Annotated in this window: 17 protein-coding genes and 1 pseudogene; 17 read left to right on the forward strand and 1 reads right to left on the reverse strand. The window is 62.9% G+C overall.

The window, feature by feature from the left end:
* From ABE528_RS10255 to ABE528_RS10320, 14 genes and pseudogenes are all read left to right on the forward strand, one after another.
* Positions 1–751: RHS repeat-associated core domain-containing protein (locus ABE528_RS10255; RefSeq protein WP_346652848.1), on the forward strand; the 751-nt coding region annotated here is incomplete at its 5' end.
* Positions 744–1,298 (forward strand): DUF1629 domain-containing protein, encoded by a 555-nt coding sequence (locus ABE528_RS10260; RefSeq protein ID WP_346652849.1) that lies wholly within the window; start codon positions 744–746, stop codon positions 1,296–1,298. The genes ABE528_RS10255 and ABE528_RS10260, both read left to right, overlap by 8 nt.
* A 248-nt stretch (positions 1,299–1,546) precedes the next feature.
* Positions 1,547–1,717 (forward strand): annotated as a pseudogene (locus ABE528_RS10265) (RHS repeat protein); the annotation flags it as partial.
* 11 nt (positions 1,718–1,728) lie between these two features.
* A complete protein-coding gene (locus ABE528_RS10270; RefSeq protein WP_346652943.1) occupies positions 1,729–1,956 on the forward strand; it encodes an AHH domain-containing protein in 228 nt (75 codons plus the stop codon).
* A 64-nt stretch (positions 1,957–2,020) separates the two neighbouring features.
* Positions 2,021–2,614 (forward strand): hypothetical protein, encoded by a 594-nt coding sequence (locus ABE528_RS10275; RefSeq protein ID WP_346652850.1) that lies wholly within the window; start codon positions 2,021–2,023, stop codon positions 2,612–2,614.
* A gap of 115 nt (positions 2,615–2,729) precedes the next feature.
* A complete protein-coding gene (locus ABE528_RS10280) occupies positions 2,730–3,131 on the forward strand; it encodes an immunity 22 family protein (protein ID WP_346652851.1) in 402 nt (133 codons plus the stop codon).
* A gap of 57 nt (positions 3,132–3,188) precedes the next feature.
* Entirely contained in the window at positions 3,189–3,539 is a 351-nt protein-coding gene (locus ABE528_RS10285; RefSeq protein ID WP_346652852.1) for a hypothetical protein, read from the forward strand.
* Between the two features lie 142 nt (positions 3,540–3,681).
* Positions 3,682–4,857 (forward strand): M20 aminoacylase family protein, encoded by a 1,176-nt coding sequence (locus ABE528_RS10290; protein WP_346652853.1) that lies wholly within the window; start codon positions 3,682–3,684, stop codon positions 4,855–4,857.
* A gap of 84 nt (positions 4,858–4,941) precedes the next feature.
* The gene (locus ABE528_RS10295) at positions 4,942–6,252 is read left to right on the forward strand and encodes a citrate-proton symporter (RefSeq protein WP_346652854.1); all 1,311 of its coding nucleotides are present in this window, start codon (positions 4,942–4,944) and stop codon (positions 6,250–6,252) included.
* Positions 6,249–7,706 (forward strand): amidase, encoded by a 1,458-nt coding sequence (locus ABE528_RS10300; RefSeq protein ID WP_346652855.1) that lies wholly within the window; start codon positions 6,249–6,251, stop codon positions 7,704–7,706. Before ABE528_RS10295 ends, ABE528_RS10300 begins: the two co-directional genes overlap by 4 nt.
* A 69-nt stretch (positions 7,707–7,775) precedes the next feature.
* Positions 7,776–8,549, forward strand: coding sequence for an IclR family transcriptional regulator (locus ABE528_RS10305; protein WP_346652856.1), 774 nt, complete (start codon positions 7,776–7,778; stop codon positions 8,547–8,549).
* Between the two features lie 96 nt (positions 8,550–8,645).
* On the forward strand, positions 8,646–9,305 hold the full coding sequence (locus ABE528_RS10310; protein ID WP_346652857.1) for an ABC transporter ATP-binding protein: 660 nt from the start codon (positions 8,646–8,648) through the stop codon (positions 9,303–9,305).
* A complete protein-coding gene (locus ABE528_RS10315) occupies positions 9,302–11,749 on the forward strand; it encodes an FtsX-like permease family protein (protein WP_346652858.1) in 2,448 nt (815 codons plus the stop codon). The genes ABE528_RS10310 and ABE528_RS10315 overlap by 4 nt, the downstream gene beginning before the upstream one ends.
* The gene (locus ABE528_RS10320; RefSeq protein WP_346652859.1) at positions 11,739–12,803 is read left to right on the forward strand and encodes a lipocalin-like domain-containing protein; all 1,065 of its coding nucleotides are present in this window, start codon (positions 11,739–11,741) and stop codon (positions 12,801–12,803) included. Before ABE528_RS10315 ends, ABE528_RS10320 begins: the two co-directional genes overlap by 11 nt.
* A 13-nt stretch (positions 12,804–12,816) precedes the next feature.
* On the opposite strand, the gene ABE528_RS10325 is transcribed toward ABE528_RS10320, so the two are convergent.
* Positions 12,817–13,695, reverse strand: a complete 879-nt coding sequence (locus ABE528_RS10325; protein ID WP_152957362.1) for a helix-turn-helix domain-containing protein — start codon at positions 13,693–13,695, stop codon at positions 12,817–12,819.
* Between the two features lie 177 nt (positions 13,696–13,872).
* Between ABE528_RS10325 and ABE528_RS10330 the strand changes: the two genes are divergently transcribed.
* The 3 genes from ABE528_RS10330 to ABE528_RS10340 are packed head-to-tail and all read left to right on the forward strand — an operon-like array spanning position 13,873 to position 16,732.
* Positions 13,873–14,700: an SDR family oxidoreductase gene (locus ABE528_RS10330; protein ID WP_152957363.1), complete on the forward strand. Its 828-nt coding sequence runs from the start codon at positions 13,873–13,875 to the stop codon at positions 14,698–14,700.
* Positions 14,697–16,415, forward strand: a complete 1,719-nt coding sequence (locus ABE528_RS10335) for an FAD-dependent oxidoreductase (protein WP_346652860.1) — start codon at positions 14,697–14,699, stop codon at positions 16,413–16,415. Before ABE528_RS10330 ends, ABE528_RS10335 begins: the two co-directional genes overlap by 4 nt.
* Entirely contained in the window at positions 16,415–16,732 is a 318-nt protein-coding gene (locus ABE528_RS10340) for an NIPSNAP family protein (RefSeq protein WP_152957365.1), read from the forward strand. The genes ABE528_RS10335 and ABE528_RS10340 overlap by 1 nt, the downstream gene beginning before the upstream one ends.
* The last annotated feature ends 25 nt before the right edge of the window (positions 16,733–16,757 follow it).

Genomic DNA, 16,757 nt, shown 5'->3' on the forward strand with positions numbered 1-16,757 from the left:
GTATGTGTACGAGCCGGGTAGCTATGCGCCGTTGGCGCGGGTTGATCAGGCGGAAGGGGAAGGGCAGAAGCTTTATTACTTCCATACGGATCAGATTGGTACGCCGCTGGAACTGACGGACAGTGATGGCACGATTGTTTGGCAGGCGACGTATCGCTCGTGGGGTTCCATTGAGCAGCTGGACGTTAGTGAAGTCGAACAGAACCTACGATTCCAAGGCCAGTACTTCGATGACGAAACTGCGCTGCACTACAATACTTTCCGTTATTTTGATTCGGAAGTTGGGAGGTATGTATCGCACGACCCAATAGGTTTGTTGGGTGGCGTAAACTTGTACCAATATGCGGCGAACCCAATTAGCTGGCTCGATCCCTTAGGGTGGATTACCTACAATACAATGCCTGGGATAGATGGTTTCCAAAAGCATCATATTATCCCGCAGCAGCTATCTAACCATGCTGCTATGCAGGCGGGGGAGGTAAATATTCATAAGTTGTCAAACATTATTTATCTGCCGAAATATGAAGAGAATCATCCGACGCGAACAGTTCATCGCGGCTCACATGCACAATATACTTCGGCTGTAGAGAAAAAGCTGGATATAATTCACGAGTACGGCAAGAAAAACGGTTGGGCAAAAGCCGACTACCAAAAGGCCATTCACGGAGTAATGGTGGATGAGAGGAAGGGACTTCGCGCAGGTAAAACGATGCTGAATAAGAACTCTGTCCGAGGAGCAGCTTGTGGCTAAAAACTTTATATTATCTATTGCAGAAGACTATCCGGAAAGCTATTGGCTTAAGATAAAGATGTTGTCAGGTAGGGATTCTGGAGTTTTTAAAGAGGGCGTGGTTGTAGGGGAGGATATAAAAGTTTGTTTCGAGGGGGCGAGAAAGGTTAGTGCATCCAAGCTGTTGGCTTATGATTTTTTCTTTAGTGATGGGCCTAACTTGATCTCGCCGCGACTACACGAGTTGATGTGCCAAGAAGGTATTACCGGTGTGCAATTTGTGGATGCAGAACTGGTCTTGGGTGGTGTGTCTCATGTCGGTTATAAGGTTTTTAATGTGATTGATAGTTCGTCTGCTTTTGATTTGCAAAAATCTATCAGTGAGCCGTTGCTTAGCTATATGCCTGATGGTCCGCGGTGGTTTAGTAAGATTGTTCTGAATGATGAGGCTGAACTGTCTAGTGATGTTGTAAGGGCTAAGGAGGAAAGTGCTACTATTGTCGTGTCTGCTCGTGTTAAGTCTATTTTTGAGAGCAACTCAGTTCGCGGTCTGCAATTTACGCCTTAGATATCTGTGGATCTAAGCTTGTCTGGGTTTATTGTGTGGGTGTTTAGAAGGTAGGGATGGCTGTGGGGCTTTGATTGAAAAAGAATCTGATCTTTAACAATTAATAGATGAATTGGCTCTGCTAGATCCTTGGTGGAGCCAATATTTTTACGGCATTTGCTAGCAAGTGTAACGACAAGCCTCCCGAGCAGATGTGTCCGGTCTGCACACAGGACGGCCACTTTCCGCACTTCTCCCACACCTCCGATGGCACCCGCGTGCACCTGCACTACGACAACCCGCTGGGCCGCCTGACCGACATCAAGCGCGTAGTCGACAACCAGGCCGTCGAAACGCTCACCCAGTACCGCTACGACGAACACGGCCAGCTGACCACGGTGATCAACCGCAACGGCGACACCGTGCGCAGCTTCAGCTTCATCACATCGTAATTTCCAACTCAAAGGACGTCAGAATGATTGCCTTGAGGAAACAGATGAAGGAGCTGGGGGTCGATATCAATAACAGGAAAAACGGCATCTGGTTACCAAATACAGAGTCTGCAAGGTCCCCGGCACACTTGCAACGCCACACAAGGGCGCCGGCATACATGGTAATGCCTACAAACAACACGTGTATGGTACGCTGGCAGGCAAGACAACCAAGAAAAAGTTCTTGAATGGACGTGCCGAACTCAAAGAGCAGTTAAGTGGCGGTAAAACATTTGCTGTTAGGAGGTAGTTGTGATTCCAGATAAATTTACGGCCTTATTCGAAAAATTACAGTCTAAGCTTGAAATGGACCCTCCCGACGTCGCGGGTGCGCAGCGCATCAAAAATGAAGATGCGAAATGGTCGAAGGGGCCTAGTTTTTCAATATTACCCTATGGGTTGGAGTTGGCTGGAGTGACTCCTTCACCTATCCTGGAAAATGAGCCAAAAAGCAAAAAAAACTGCTTTAAATTTTATTGCAACGAGGCGGGGGAGTTCTATAGGTCAGATATATATGGTGTGAGCTCGACAATAATAGAGACTGAAATATGTCAGGTGGAGGGTCAATTGAGGTCTTCAGTTCGATTTGACGACGATGGAAAGGCAGTTCGCGCTTCTGGTGTTGTTTTTGAAAACGGAAAACCATATATATCATGTCATCTCGAGGATGATGGTGAGTACTGGTGCTATGAGTATAAGTGTAAGGGGCAACAGGTGGCTTCAATGATTGTTTATGCCTCTAATAGCGTGCCTGGTACCGAGATATTTGTAGAGCGGGATGGTGAGGTTTTGATTGGTCTGTATTTCTCTAGTAAAGAATCAAAGATTTACGTCTATAGGGTTTAATTGAGACTCGATATGAGCCCCATGTCGATGTGGTGGGTCTTCATTTTAGATGCTTATAAGGTGTATCTCTCCAAGGTCGCGATTGCGGTTTACAAGATGAGCTTTGAATAAATGTTTGTCTAGGTTCAACAGGGTTCACCTCTGGCTAGGCGTGAATTTTACCGAAGAGGAAGAAAATCTGAAATACTTTGAAATCGACTACTCAGGCGACTATGAGATTGACGACCCTCAATACCCGGTCTGTCAGTTCTGTACCGATGTCGGCGAACGCTGGTACGACGAGGATTTCATTGGCATCATCCCACGCAAACCCACACTGGTTGATATCGACGCCATGCTGGGTGACTCCGCAATCGACAGAAGCGAATGGAACAGGGTCAAAGCCATTTGCTTGAGTCTTGGCATTGTGAAGATGAATGCAATGTTCTGGTATTCTGATGGCAGCTTGGTGATCCCGACACCGCTCAAAGAACATTATAACGGCCTGCGCTATGTTGGCTTGTTCGAAGGCGAATGATGGCCATGGAGGCGGGGTGGTCAAAGCGCAAGTAACCTGAATGGAAATGGAGTTCAAATGCCCGCAAGGACGACAAAACGCAAGAACAAGCCACCGCATCCGGGCAGTGAGGTCCACGACAACTTGGTGGAGATGGATTTCTGGGTAAAGTGCGCCTACCTGTTCACACCGGCGTTCCTGGCGCTTTTGGGTGGCCTGCGTGCTGCGATGATCGCCATCTTCATCTACCCCGTGATCAGCATCATCTACTTCATCATCCGCCACCGTTACCTGAAGAGCGTACCGCCAGAGAAGCTGGTCCAAGTGGTGCCCTGGAGCCATATCTATGAAGGGCGAAACCTGTCGATGATCATCCTGAACTTCTGCGTTCTGGCATGTGGATACGCGCTCTACAATCACTTTTTCTAAGGTGGTTCCACTACGCGGAACCACATTCGTTTGTACTCCCTCGCCACTCGCGCTTATCTGTCGCCAAGCACGACCTGCCTTCCCCGTCGTGATCTCAAAGCGAACAACAAGAACGGGCCCCACCCGCGCGAGGAGATTCCCCATGCAGCAACACCACCACATCCTGGCCTGGCTCAACGACGTGGCCAGCGACCTGCACGCCATCCGCCACGATATCCACGCTCACCCTGAACTCGGTTTCCAAGAAAGCCGCACTTCGGCCCTGGTCGCCACGCTGCTGCAGCAGTGGGGCTACGAGGTGCACACCGGCATCGGCAAGACCGGTGTGGTCGGGGTGCTGCGCAACGGCAGCAGCCCGCGCAAGCTGGGCCTGCGCGCCGACATGGACGCGTTGCCGATCCATGAGGCCACCGGCGCCGCCTACAGCAGCCGCCACCAGGGCTGCATGCATGCCTGTGGCCATGACGGCCACACCACCATGCTGCTGGGTGCAGCGCGTTACCTTGCCGCTACACGGCAGTTCGACGGCACGTTGACGCTGATCTTCCAGCCGGCCGAGGAGGGCCAGGGTGGGGCCGAGGCGATGCTTGCCGATGGGCTGCTGGAGCGCTTTCCTTGTGATGCACTGTTCGGCATGCACAACATGCCGGGGCTGCCAGCAGGGCACCTTGGCTTGCGCGAGGGGCCGATGATGGCCTCGCAGGACCTGCTCACCGTCACCCTCGAGGGCGTTGGCGGGCATGGCTCGATGCCGCACCTGACGGTCGACCCGTTGGTGGCGGCGGCCAGTGTGGTGATGGCGCTGCAGACGGTGGTGGCGCGTAACATCGATGCCCAGGAGGCGGCGGTGGTCACGGTCGGCGCGCTGCAGGCGGGCGAGGCGGCCAACGTGATTCCGCAGCAGGCGCTGCTGCGCCTGAGCCTGCGGGCGCTGGATGCCCAGGTGCGGGCGCAGACTCTGGAGCGGGTGCGGGCGATCATCGTCAGCCAGGCCGAGAGCTTTGGCTGCACGGCCAGCATCGAGCACCGGCCAGCGTACCCGGTGCTGGTCAACCACGCCGCGGAGAACGCCTTTGCCCAGCAGGTCGGCGAAGCGCTGCTGGGCGCCGACAAGGTCGATGGCAACACCCGCAAGCTGATGGGCAGCGAGGATTTTGCCTGGATGCTGCAGCGCTGCCCGGGCGCTTACCTGTTCATCGGCAATGGCCTGCAGCGGCCGATGGTGCACAACCCGGCCTATGACTTCAACGACGACATCCTGCTGACCGGCGCTGCCTACTGGGGCGCGCTGACCGAGAGCTGGCTCAAGCCGGCCTGATCGACCCTGTATTGACGACTGCCGCTGGCACCCGGGTGCGGCTGCGCCCGGGCGATCACTTGAACAGAAGATGGAGTGTTCCGCATGCAGATTTCCAATACAGGCGCGTCGCGTACCCGGCAAGTGGTGGCGGCGGTCATCGGCAATGCGCTGGAGTGGTATGACTTTATCGTGTACGGCTTTCTGGCGAGCATCATCGCCCGCCAGTTCTTCCCTTCGGACGACGAATACAGCTCGCTGTTGATGGCCCTGGCCACCTTCGGCGTGGGCTTTTTCATGCGCCCGGTGGGTGGGGTGCTGCTGGGTGTGTACTCGGACCGCAAGGGGCGCAAGGCGGCGATGCAGCTGATCATCCGCCTGATGACGGTGTCGATCGCCATGATCGCGTTCGCCCCCGGCTACCTCGCCATCGGCATGGGCGCGCCGCTGCTGATCGTGGTCGCGCGCATGCTGCAGGGCTTTGCCACCGGCGGCGAGTACGCCAGTGCCACGGCGTTCCTGGTGGAGAGCGCACCGGCCAACCGCAAGGGGCTGTATGGCTCGTGGCAGCTGGTGGGGCAGTGCCTGGCGGTGTTTTCCGGGGCGGCGATGGTCGCGCTGGTCACCCACCTGTGCACGCCCGAGACGCTGGACAGCTGGGGCTGGCGGATTCCGTTCGTGCTCGGCTTGCTGATCGGCCCGGTGGGGCTGTGGATTCGCAAGCACATGGAAGAGCCCGAGGAGTTTCTGCAAGCACGAGAGCAGGCCAAGGGGCAGGCGCCGGGCCTATGGCAGGTGCTGCGTGAGCACCGCCGCAGCCTGCTGGTGTCGATGGGCCTGGCCTGTGGCGCGACGGTGTCGTTCTACGTGGTACTGGTGAACATGCCGACCTTCGCCCACAAGAACCTCGGCCTGCCGCTGGACCAGGTGCTGCTGGTGCAGATGCTCGCCGTGGGCCTGATGACCGTGGTGATTCCGCTGTCTGGCGCGCTGTCGGACCGGCTCGGCCGAAGGCCGGTGCTGATGGCCTTCACCCTGGCGTTCTTCGTCATGGTCTACCCGCTGTATGTGTGGGTGGCCGCAGCGCCTTCGATCGAGCGCCTGCTGGTGATGCAGCTGCTGCTGTGCACGGCCATCGGCGGTTTCTTCGGCCCGGCGCCGACCGCGCTGGCCGAGCAGTTCCCGGTCGAGGTGCGTTCCACCGGCGTATCGGTGGCTTACAACGTGGCGGTGATGGTGTTCGGCGGCTTCGCTCCGCTGATCGTCACCTGGCTGAGCAAGGTGCTCGGCACCCCGGTGGCACCGTCGTTCTACGTGCTGTTCGCCTGCCTGCTGACCCTGCTTGGCACCTATTGCCTGAAAGAAGCGCCGCGCGCCGGCAAGGCCGTCGCCTACAACCTTGGAGTGAAACCGTGAACGCGTTAGCTATCGATCCGATCGTCGCCCTCGACGCCGAGGCCCTGTCCCGGGCCATCCATGCCCGCCAGGTGGCGTGCCGCGAGGTGATGCAGGCTTACCTGGGCCATATCGAGCGCTGCAACCCGCAGGTCAATGCGCTGGTGTCGCTGCGCGCCACTGAAGACCTGCTGGCCGAGGCCGATGCCTGCGACCGCGAACTGGCGCGCGGCCAGTCCCGTGGCTGGATGCACGGCATGCCCCAGGCGATCAAGGACCTGGCCGCCACGGCCGGGCTGCGCACCACGCTGGGTTCGCCGTTGTTCGCCGGGCAGGTGCCGGCACACGACGCCATCAGCGTGGCGCGGGTACGGGCCAGTGGGGCGATCATTATCGGCAAGAGCAACGTACCGGAATTCGGCCTGGGCTCGCAGAGCTACAACACGCTGTTCGGCACCACCACCAATGCCTACGACCACAGCCGCGTGGCCGGCGGCAGCAGCGGTGGCGCGGCGGCGGCACTGGCCATGCGCCTGCTGCCGGTGGCCGATGGCAGCGACATGATGGGGTCGCTGCGCAACCCGGCGGCGTTCAACAACGTGTTCGGCCTGCGCCCGTCGCTGGGGCGGGTGCCTTATGGGCCGACGCCGGAGCTGTTCATGCAGCAGCTGGCCACCGAGGGGCCGATGGGGCGCAGCGTCACCGATGTGGCCCGCTTGCTGACGGTGCAGGCCGGGCATGATGCGCGGGTGCCGTTGTCGCTTAATGACGGCGGGCGGGATTTTGCGGCCGGGCTGCAGCGAGATTTCAAAGGCGCACGGATCGGCTGGCTGGGTGACTACGACGGCTACCTGCCGATGGAAGACGGCGTGCTGGGCCTGTGCGAAGCGGCCCTGGCCGATTTCGCCGAGCTCGGCTGCGAAGTGGAGGCTTGCCAGCCTGCGTTCGATCAGGCGCGGTTGTGGCAATGCTGGCTGACTCACCGCCACTTCCTGGTGCACGGCAACCTGGCGGCGGCCTATGCCGACCCAGGCAAGCGGGCGCTACTCAAACCCGAGGCGCAATGGGAAGTGGAGGGTGGCCTGCAGCTCAGCGCCGCCGCCGTTTATCAGGCGTCGCTGGACCGCAGCGCGTGGTACCAGGCCCTGCACACACTGTTCGAGCGTTACGATTTCCTGCTGTTGCCCTCGGCCCAGGTGTTCCCTTTCGACGCAGCCGAGGCCTGGCCGAAGGTGGTCGGGGGGCGGACCATGGACACCTATCACCGCTGGATGGAGGTGGTGATCGGGCCGACCCTGGCAGGCCTGCCGAGCATGAGCGTGCCGGTCGGTTTCAATGCTGCGGGGCTGCCCACGGGCCTGCAGATCATAGGCCCGGCCCAGGCTGACCATGCCGTGCTGCAGCTGGCCTACGCCCATGAACAGCTGACCCGCTGGGTGGCGCGGCGACCACCGCCAAGCCTCCTGGCACGCTGAAGGGGCTGGCCCGGCCCGTATCTTGCTGGGCATGATGACCATCCACGCACAGACAGGGAGGTCGGATCCATGGGCACAGCGACAGACAGCGGCGGCGTGCGTTCGGTGGAGCGTGCGCTGGCCATCGTCGAATTGCTTGGCGAGCATCAGGCCCTGGGCCTGGAAGAGCTGCATTACCTCACCGGCCTGCCCAAGGCCACGGCCTCGCGCATGCTCGCCACCCTGCAGGAGCAGGGCTGGGTTTACCGCGGGCTCAGCGACCGGCGTTACCGCCTGTGTGCCCGCCGCCTGTTCGGCGACCGCCAGCAGCGCTTCAAGCGCCAACTGGTGGAAAGCGCTGCGCCGTTGCTGCTGGAGCTTAGCGAGCGCACTGGGCTGGTAGTCGACCTGTCGAGCTTCGACGGCGAGCGGCTGGAGGTGATGGAAAGTGCGATTCCGCAGGTGTTGCGTAAGCGTTATCCGAGCAACTGCCAGATCGTCGGCCAGCATGCCAGTTTGTTCCATTCGGCGATGGGCCGGGCGTGCCTGAAGGAGCTGGAGGTAGATGAGGTGCAGCGCCTGGCCCGGCATGAGCGGGGCGGCGGCGAAGAGTTGATGCGCGGCCTGGAAGGGGATGCGCTCAAGGGTTTTGGGCAGCGTACCGAGGGGTATTGGGAGTATCCGGTGCGCTTGCCGTTCCTGATCCGGGCGATTGCCTTGCCGGTGCGGGTACAGGGGCAACTGGCCGGGAGCATTGCCTTGCACTGGCCACTGGATCAGGCGCCGGTGGAACAGGTGATGAGCCTGCACCTGAACAGCCTGGCGGCGACTGTCGGGGAAGTGCAGGATGCGTTGGTGGGTTAGGGGTGTTTGGCGGTAGATGCTTGGTGGTTTCGCGATCGAGCGCCGCCACAAATTTCAAGGCATACACTTGCAATTACCTCCCCAAAGGCAACTCCCATGCTGGTCATCGAGCACTTGCACAAGTCGTTCCCCACCGCCCAAGGCCCGCTCCAGGTCCTGCGCGGCGTCGACCTGACCCTTGCACGCGGCAGCAGCCTGGCCCTGATGGGCGAATCCGGCAGCGGCAAAAGCACCTTGCTGCACCTGGTCGCCGGCCTCGACCGTGCCGACAGCGGGCGCATCCTCATCGACGGTGAACCCCTTCACGGCCACGGCGAAGCCGCCCTGGCCCGCTGGCGGCGCGAGGGCATCGGCCTGGTCTTCCAGCAATACAACCTGATCAGCAGCCTCGACGTGGGGGCTAACCTGGCCTTCCAGGCGCGTCTGGCCAACCGCCACGACCCGCAGTGGCTGGCCTACCTGGCCGAACGCCTTGGTTTGTCGACGTTGCTGGATCGTTATCCAGAACAGCTGTCCGGCGGCCAGCAGCAACGTGTCGCCATCGGCCGGGCACTGGCCAGCCGGCCGGCGCTGTTGCTCGCCGACGAACCCACCGGCAGCCTCGACGAAGCCAGCAGCGACGAGGTGCTGGCCTTGCTCCTGCAACTGGTCGGCGAGGCCGGCAGCAGCGTGCTGATGGTGACCCACAGCCCGCGCCTGGCCGCTTGCCTGCAACACCGCTGCGTGCTGCACCAGGGCCGGGTGCAAGGGGCATGAACAACCTGCTGATCGCCCTGCAGGCGCTGGGCAGCCATTGGTGGCGCCACCGCTTGCAGTGCCTTAGCATCTTCACCGGCCTGTGGCTGGCCACGGCCTTGTGGACCGGCGTGCAGGCCCTCAACGCCCAGGCGCGCAGCGACTATGCCCAGGCCAGTGCCGTGCTGAGCGGGGCGGCGCACCTGCAGATCGTCGCCCGCGCTGGGCCGCGTTTCGACCAGGCGCTTTACGTGCAACTGCGCAGGCAAGGCTGGCAAGTGACGCCCGTGCTGGAAGGGCTTTTGCGCCTGGCCGGCGAGCCAGCCGTTGCCGTCAGGCTGATCGGCATCGAGCCGTTGAGCCTGCTGCCGGGCATGGCCGTCGCGGGTGCCGACCCGGCAAGCTTCGACTTGCCGGCCTTCATCGGCAGCCCCGGGCAAGCCTGGGTCGGCCCGGATACCTTGCGCCAATTGGCGGGCAAGCGGCGCACGGTCGATGGCCAGGCGTTGCCGCCGCTGATGCTCAATGAACAGCTGGCCCCCGGCGTGATGCTGGTTGATGTCGGTGTGGCCCAGGCCTTGCTCGATGCGCCGGGGCAGCTGTCACGGCTGGTCAGCGACACCGACCAGCCGTTGCCGCAGGCGCTCGCTGACCGTTTGAAGGTACAGCCAGCAGACGATGACACCGACCTGCAACGCCTGACCGCAAGCTTTCATCTGAACCTGACGGCCCTCGGCCTGCTGGCATTCGTGGTCGGGCTGTTCATCGCCCATGCGGCCATCGGCCTGGCGCTGGAGCAACGGCGCGGTCTGATGCGCACCTTGCGCGCGTGTGGTGTCAGCCTGAAGGTGTTGCTGGCGGCTTTGGCCCTGGAACTGGGTGTGTTCGCCGTGGCCGGTGGCCTGGCCGGTGTGGCGGCGGGTTACCTGCTGGCAGCGCTGTTGCTGCCCGATTTTGCTTCCAGCCTGCGCGGCCTGTATGGCGCCCAGGTCTCGGGGCACCTGCATCTGCCGTTGTACTGGTGGTTGATGGGCATAGGTGTGAGCCTGCTCGGTGCCTTGCTGGCCGGTATCGACAGCCTGTTGCGCGCAGCGCGGTTGCCGTTGCTGGCGTTGGCCCAACCTCAGGCTTGGCGTTTGGCACAGGTGCCCTGGTTGAAGCGCCAGGCGATGGCCGCCGCCGTGCTTGCGGTAGTTGCGCTGGGCTGCGGTTACGTCGGCAACAGCCTGCCCAGTGCTTTCACCCTGCTTGCCGCGCTGTTGCTGGCGGCCGCCTTGTCGTTGCCAGGCGTGCTGGCCCTGTTGCTCGCGGGGCTGGCGCGACATACCCGGCGGCCGCTGGCGCAGTGGTTCGTCGCCGACAGCCGTCAGCAATTGCCGGCGCTGAGCCTGGCGCTTATGGCATTGCTACTGGCATTGGCCGCCAGCGTCGGCGTGGGCGGTATGACCGAAGGTTTCCGCCGCACTTTTGTCGGCTGGCTCGACCAGCGCCTGGCCGCGGACCTGTATGTCACACCCCGCGACGGCACTCAGGCGCTGCAGATCTACCAGCAGTTGCAGCATGACCCCGACGTCAACGCCGTGCTGCCAAGCTGGCGAGTGGAGTGGCGCCTGCAGCATTGGCCGGTGCAGGTGCAAGGGGTGATCGATCATCCGTTCTACCGCAGCCATTGGCCACTGCTGGAGCAAGCTCCGCACGCCTGGGCGCAGGTGGCCAATGGGCAAGGCGCCATGCTCAGCGAACAGTTGGCGCGGCGCCTTGGCGTGGGCATCGGCGATGAAGTTCAGCTGCCGGGCGAGCCGCCGCAGGGCATGCGGGTGGTGGGCATCCACGCTGACTATGGCAACCCGAAAGGGCATGTGCTGGTCAATGCCGGCTGGCTGCGTGAGCATGCGACCACGGCCAGCCTGAGTGGCTTGAGCTTGCTGATGCCATGCGGGCAGGTTGCGGTGGTGAAGGAGGATTTGCAAAAGCGCTACGGCCTGGACGACTCGCAACTGGTGGAACAGGCCAGCCTGAAAGCCTGGTCGACGCAGGTATTCAGCCGTACCTTCGCCGTCACCGCAGCCCTGAACAGCCTCACCCTGGGTGTCGCTGGCGTGGCGCTGTTCATCAGCCAGCTGACATTGGGCCAGCAGCGCCTGGGGCAGTTGGCACCGCTGTGGGCGCTGGGCGTGCCGCGCCGTTGGCTGGCCTGGCTGAGCCTGGGCCAGATGCTGATGCTCAGCGGGTTCACCGTGCTGCTGGCGATCCCCCTCGGGTTGCTGCTGGCATGGTGCCTGGTGGCGGTGGTGAACGTGCAGGCATTCGGCTGGCGGCTGCCTTGGCACGTGTTTGCCAGCCAACTCGCGCAACTGGCCGCGCTGGGTGTGCTGACCAGCCTGCTGGCCAGCGCCTGGCCCTTGTGGCAACTGGCGCGGCGCCAGCCGGGCGAGCTGTTGCGGCGGTTCAGCGATGAGGGTTGAAACCTGGCTGTTGCTGGCCTGCCTGCTGCTGGCTGGGTGTGACGCGCCTGCGCCGCCAGCCAGGAGCTATGCCGGCCTGGGCGCCGAGGCGGCAGCGTTCAAGCAGGTTAGGCGCGACACTGCGCTGGTGTTCCCCCGCGACCACGGCGCCCACGATGGCTATCGCATCGAGTGGTGGTACGTCACCGCCAACCTGCGCGATGCCCAGGGCCGTGACTGGGGGGTGCAATGGACGCTGTTCCGCTCAGCCTTGCGCCCCGGCCCCGAGACCTACGGCTGGAACAGCCCCAACCTGTGGATGGGTCACGCCGCCCTGACCGACCCCGGCGGCCACCAGGTCAGCGAAACGCTGGCACGCGGCGGCATCGGCCAGGCCGGCGTCGAAACCGGGCCGTTCCGGGCGTGGATCAACGATTGGTCGCTGCAAGGCGATGACAGCATCCAGCGCTTGCAGATGCGCGCCAGCGGCCAGGGTTTTCGCTATGACCTGACCCTGGCCAGCGACAAGCCGCTGGTGCTGCACGGCGATCGGGGGTACAGCGAAAAGTCCGGCAAGGGCCAGGCTTCGTACTATTACAGCCAGCCGTTCTACCAGGTCAGTGGCGAGGTCGAGCGGGACGGGCAGCGCCTTGCGGTAACCGGGCAGGCCTGGCTTGACCGGGAGTGGAGCAGCCAGCCGCTGGCGGCCGGGCAAAGTGGCTGGGACTGGTTTTCGCTGCACTTGGGCAGTGGCGCCAAGCTGATGTTGTTTCAGGTGCGTGAGGACCAGGGGCAGCCGTACCGGGCCGGCACCTGGGTTGGCCCTGACGGGCAGGTGCGCGCGCTTCTGGCGGCTGAGGTCGAGCTGACACCGCTGGCCTGGACCGATCAGGACAACGGCAAGCGCGTGCCGACCCGCTGGCGAGTTCAAGTGCCCGCGGTGCAACTGGATGTGCAAGTCGAGGCGGTGCAGACCAAGGCCTGGATGGGCACGCGGTTCCCCTATTGGGAGGGGCCGGTGCGGGTGACTGGCAGCGCACCAGGACGGGGGTATCTGGAAATGACGGGGTATTAGCTCAGGCAGTACATTACACCGGCTTGTCACCGCGAAACGCACTCGGGCTGACCCCGCACTGCTTGCGAAAGAACCGGCTGAAATACCCCACATCGGCAAAGCCCAGTTCATGGGCGATCGCCTTCACGCTCGCATCGGAATGCCCCAGCACCCGCTTGGCCTCCAGCACCAGCCGGGCGTTGATCACATTCATTGGGGTCATCCCCAGATGCTCCTGGCACAAGCGCCCCAACGTCGCCAGGGTCATGCCCAGTTCACTGGCATAGAAGCCCATCGGCCGGTGCTCGCGGTAATGCCTGTCGACCAGTTCACGAAACCCGGTCAGTTGCTGGCTGCGCCGTGATACCGGGCGCTGTCCGAAAGCCGGCGGTTCCTGAGCATGGCGCAGCGCCTGGATCAGCAGGGTCAGCAGCAGCGCCATGCTGCTGGCCACGTGTTCGCGGGCGCGGTTGTGGTACTCCTCGCGCAGGGCGAGGCACAGCGGCAAAAGCGGGTCTTCTTCGGCGGGCCACTGGGGCAAGGCGATGACCTGGGGTTTGCGGATCGGTGCCAGCAGGTTGGGCGCAAGTACCTGGGCGACGCTTTCCAGCGGTGGCTGCGCAGCGGTGATCACCTGGCCTTCGACCGCACCGGACCAGTGGAAACCGTGCACCACCTGCGCGGGCACATACACCACGCAAGGTGCGCAGACCTGCACGCGCTCGCTGTCGAACAGCACTTCGCCGCTGCCACTCTGCAGGTACAGCAGCTGCAGCAGGCCGTCGTGGCGGTGCGCGGCGATTTCCCAGTTGTGCGCGCCGGAGCGCTGGGAGATCCGCTCCACATGCAGGGACTCGTGCCACACTGGCTGCGCGGTTTCGCCGTACAGGGCGTAGTTGGGGATCTTGTTCATGTGCTTGTAATTGTTCTGATCGCTACCGGGCCACTGTGCCACAGCCAGGCGCCGGCTTCAGGGGGCAGGTACAAAATTGAGCGGAATGTGGCGACGCTTGCAGGTTTTGTCCATTCTGCCGGCCGGCCCGTCGGCCCTAGGCTGTTCGCCAGATCAAGCGACACTCTGGAGAGCAGCATGCATAACAACAAGATTTACTCCAACTGGCTGGGCCTGGATTCAGCCGTTTGCGTGGTTACCGGTGCGGCCGGTGGCATCGGCGCCGCGCTGGCCGCCGCGCTGGTCGAACAACAGGCCCATGTGGTGTTGCTCGACCGTGACTTCGACAAGTGCCGGGAACTGGCCGCCAGCCTGGGCGAGCACAGTGTTGGCGAAGTCAGCGCACTGGCCTGCGACATTGCCGACCCAGCCAGCGTCGAACAGGCCGCCGCCCAGGTGCAAGCGCTGCATGGGCGCTGCGATGTGCTGGTGAACAATGCCAGCGTGCTGCGCCCGGGGGCACTGGAGGCCCTGAGCCTGGAGCAATGGAACCAGGTGCTGGCGGTCAACCTCAGCGGCTACTTGCTGTGCGCGCAAGGCTTCGGCCGCGCGATGCTTGCCCGTGGCCAGGGGCGCATCGTGCATGTGGCCTCGATCGCCGCGCATTACCCGCAGCCCAACAGCGGTGCCTACAGCGCGGCCAAGGCCGGGGTCAGCATGCTGTCGCGGCAAATCGCCGTGGAGTGGGGGCCGCGTGGCGTGCGCAGCAACGCCGTGTGCCCAGGGCTGATCCGCACGCCGCTGTCGGCGGCGTTCTATGCCGACCCGCAGGTGGAGCGCCAGCGCAGCGCGATGACCGCCAACCAGCGCATCGGCGAGCCGCAGGATATCGCCGACGCCGTGTTGTTCCTCGCCAGCCCGCGCGCGGACTATGTCAACGGCGCGGAACTGACCGTGGATGGTGGCCTGGAGAGCATGCCCATGGCGCTGATCCCGCGCCCCGGCTTCGAGGGGGTGAAGGCATGAACACGCGCAGCTGCGATGTGCTGGTGATCGGCGCCGGGGCGGGTGGCCTGGCGACGGCGATCACCGCCAGGAAACATGGCCTGGATGTGCTGGTGATCGAGAAGGACGACTGCTTTGGTGGCACCACGGCCTTCTCCGGTGGCGTGCTGTGGGTGCCGGGCAACCGGCATGACGTGAACGGCAGCCATGAACAGGCGTTGACCTACCTACGCAACGAAACCGGCGCCTGTTTCGATGCCGCTGGCGTCGAAGCGTTCTTGCAATATGGGCCGCAGATGGTGGCGTTTTTCGAGCGTGAGACCACGGTCAAGTTCGTCCCCACGCTGTACCCGGACTACCATCCGCAGGTCGAGGGCGGCGTCGATATCGGCCGCTCTATCCTGGCCGCACCCTACGATATCCGCGGCCTCGGGGCGGACATGGCCCGGCTGCGCCCGCCGCTTAAGACCATCACCTTCATTGGCATGATGTTCAATTCGTCGAATGCCGACCTCAAGCATTTCTTCAATGTCACCCGTTCGCTGACCTCGTTCAGCTATGTGGCCAAACGGCTGTTGACCCACTTCAAGGAACTGCTGCTGTACCGTCGCGGCACCCAGGTCACCAGCGGCAATGCCCTGGCGGCGCGGCTGGTGAAGTCGGCGCTGGACCTGGGCATCCCGATCCTCACCGGCACCCCGGCGCGGCAGCTGCTGCGCGAAGGCGGGCGGGTGAGCGGGGCGCTGGCGCAGCAGCAGGGGAGTGAGTTACGGATAGAAGCGCGGCGCGGTGTGGTCTTGGCGTGCGGTGGCTTCTCTCATGACCTGCAGCGTTTGAAAGAGGCTTACCCGCATGTGCGCCGGGGCGGCGAGCACTTCTCGCCGGTGCCGGCTGGCAACACTGGCGACGGTGCGCGCATGGCCGAGGCATTGGGCGGCAAGGTGGATATCCGCCTGCAGGCTGCGGCGGCCTGGATGCCAGTCTCCAAGGTGCCGATGGCCGGTGGCAAGCAGGTGGCGTTCCCGCACCTGCTCGACCGTTACAAGCCTGGGGTGATTGGCGTGCTGCGTACAGGCAAGCGCTTCACCAATGAGTCCAACTCGTATCACGATGTCGGTGCGGCCCTGATCGACGCGTGCGCCGACCAGCCGGAAACCGCCATGTGGCTGGTTTGCGACCGGCGCACCCTGGCCAAGTATGGCCTGGGCTATGCCAAGCCTGCGCCGATGCCGCTGGGGCCGCTGGTGCGCAATGGCTACTTGCTCAAGGGCAACACCCTTGCCGAACTGGCAGCCAGGGCGGGTATCGATGGCCAAGGCCTGGAGCGCACGGTACGCGAGTACAACCTGGGCGCAGTGCACGGCGAGGACCGGCAATTCGGCCGTGGCAGCAACACGTTCAACCGCTACCTGGCCGACCCGCAACAGCAGCCCAACCCTTGCGTGGCGCCCGTGGGTGACGGGCCGTACTTCGCGGTGAAGGTGGTCATGGGCGACCTCGGCACCTTCGATGGCATCCGCACCAGCGTGGTCGGCGAGGTGCTCGATGGCGAACGGCGCGCCATCAGCGGGCTGTACGCAGTGGGCAACGACCGGGCCAGCATCATGGGCGGCAACTACCCCGGTGCGGGCATCACCCTGGGGCCGATCATGACCTTCGGCTACATCACCGGGCGCCACCTGGCCGGGGTCGAGCAGGGGCTGGCCAGTGCCGCTCAGGCACGGGAGGTGGCGTGATGGACAAGGCGATTGTCGACCACCGCATCTACACCATTCGGCCGCGTTGCATGGCGGCGTTTCTCGAAGCCTTCGAGCAGTTGGCGATGCCCATCCTGCGCCGGCACCTGGGTACGCCGCTGGGGTTCTATGTGAGCAGCATCGGGCCGCTTAACCAGGTGGTGCACCTGTGGGGCTATGACAGCCTGGAGGATTTCGAGCGACGCAGCGCTGCGCGCGATGCCGACCCGGATTTTGCCGCGTACCTGCAGGCTACCCGCGACCTGGTGGTGGCGCAGGAAACGCGAATCATCAAGCCGGTGCACCTGCGCAGTTGATGTTGCCCGCTAGCCAGCACCCTCA

The organism is Pseudomonas sp. TWI628 (genome assembly GCF_039673865.1).
Classification (GTDB): domain Bacteria; phylum Pseudomonadota; class Gammaproteobacteria; order Pseudomonadales; family Pseudomonadaceae; genus Aquipseudomonas.

Coding starts and splice junctions, on each gene's coding strand:
- ABE528_RS10320 (WP_346652859.1), top strand. CDS start 11,739: ATGAGGGTTGAAACCTGGCTGTTGCTGGCCTGCCTGCTGCTGGCTGGG.
- ABE528_RS10325 (WP_152957362.1), bottom strand. CDS start 13,695: ATGAACAAGATCCCCAACTACGCCCTGTACGGCGAAACCGCGCAGCCA.
- ABE528_RS10340 (WP_152957365.1), top strand. CDS start 16,415: ATGGACAAGGCGATTGTCGACCACCGCATCTACACCATTCGGCCGCGT.
- ABE528_RS10335 (WP_346652860.1), top strand. CDS start 14,697: ATGAACACGCGCAGCTGCGATGTGCTGGTGATCGGCGCCGGGGCGGGT.
- ABE528_RS10305 (WP_346652856.1), top strand. CDS start 7,776: ATGGGCACAGCGACAGACAGCGGCGGCGTGCGTTCGGTGGAGCGTGCG.
- ABE528_RS10285 (WP_346652852.1), top strand. CDS start 3,189: ATGCCCGCAAGGACGACAAAACGCAAGAACAAGCCACCGCATCCGGGC.
- ABE528_RS10295 (WP_346652854.1), top strand. CDS start 4,942: ATGCAGATTTCCAATACAGGCGCGTCGCGTACCCGGCAAGTGGTGGCG.
- ABE528_RS10290 (WP_346652853.1), top strand. CDS start 3,682: ATGCAGCAACACCACCACATCCTGGCCTGGCTCAACGACGTGGCCAGC.
- ABE528_RS10330 (WP_152957363.1), top strand. CDS start 13,873: ATGCATAACAACAAGATTTACTCCAACTGGCTGGGCCTGGATTCAGCC.
- ABE528_RS10310 (WP_346652857.1), top strand. CDS start 8,646: ATGCTGGTCATCGAGCACTTGCACAAGTCGTTCCCCACCGCCCAAGGC.
- ABE528_RS10315 (WP_346652858.1), top strand. CDS start 9,302: ATGAACAACCTGCTGATCGCCCTGCAGGCGCTGGGCAGCCATTGGTGG.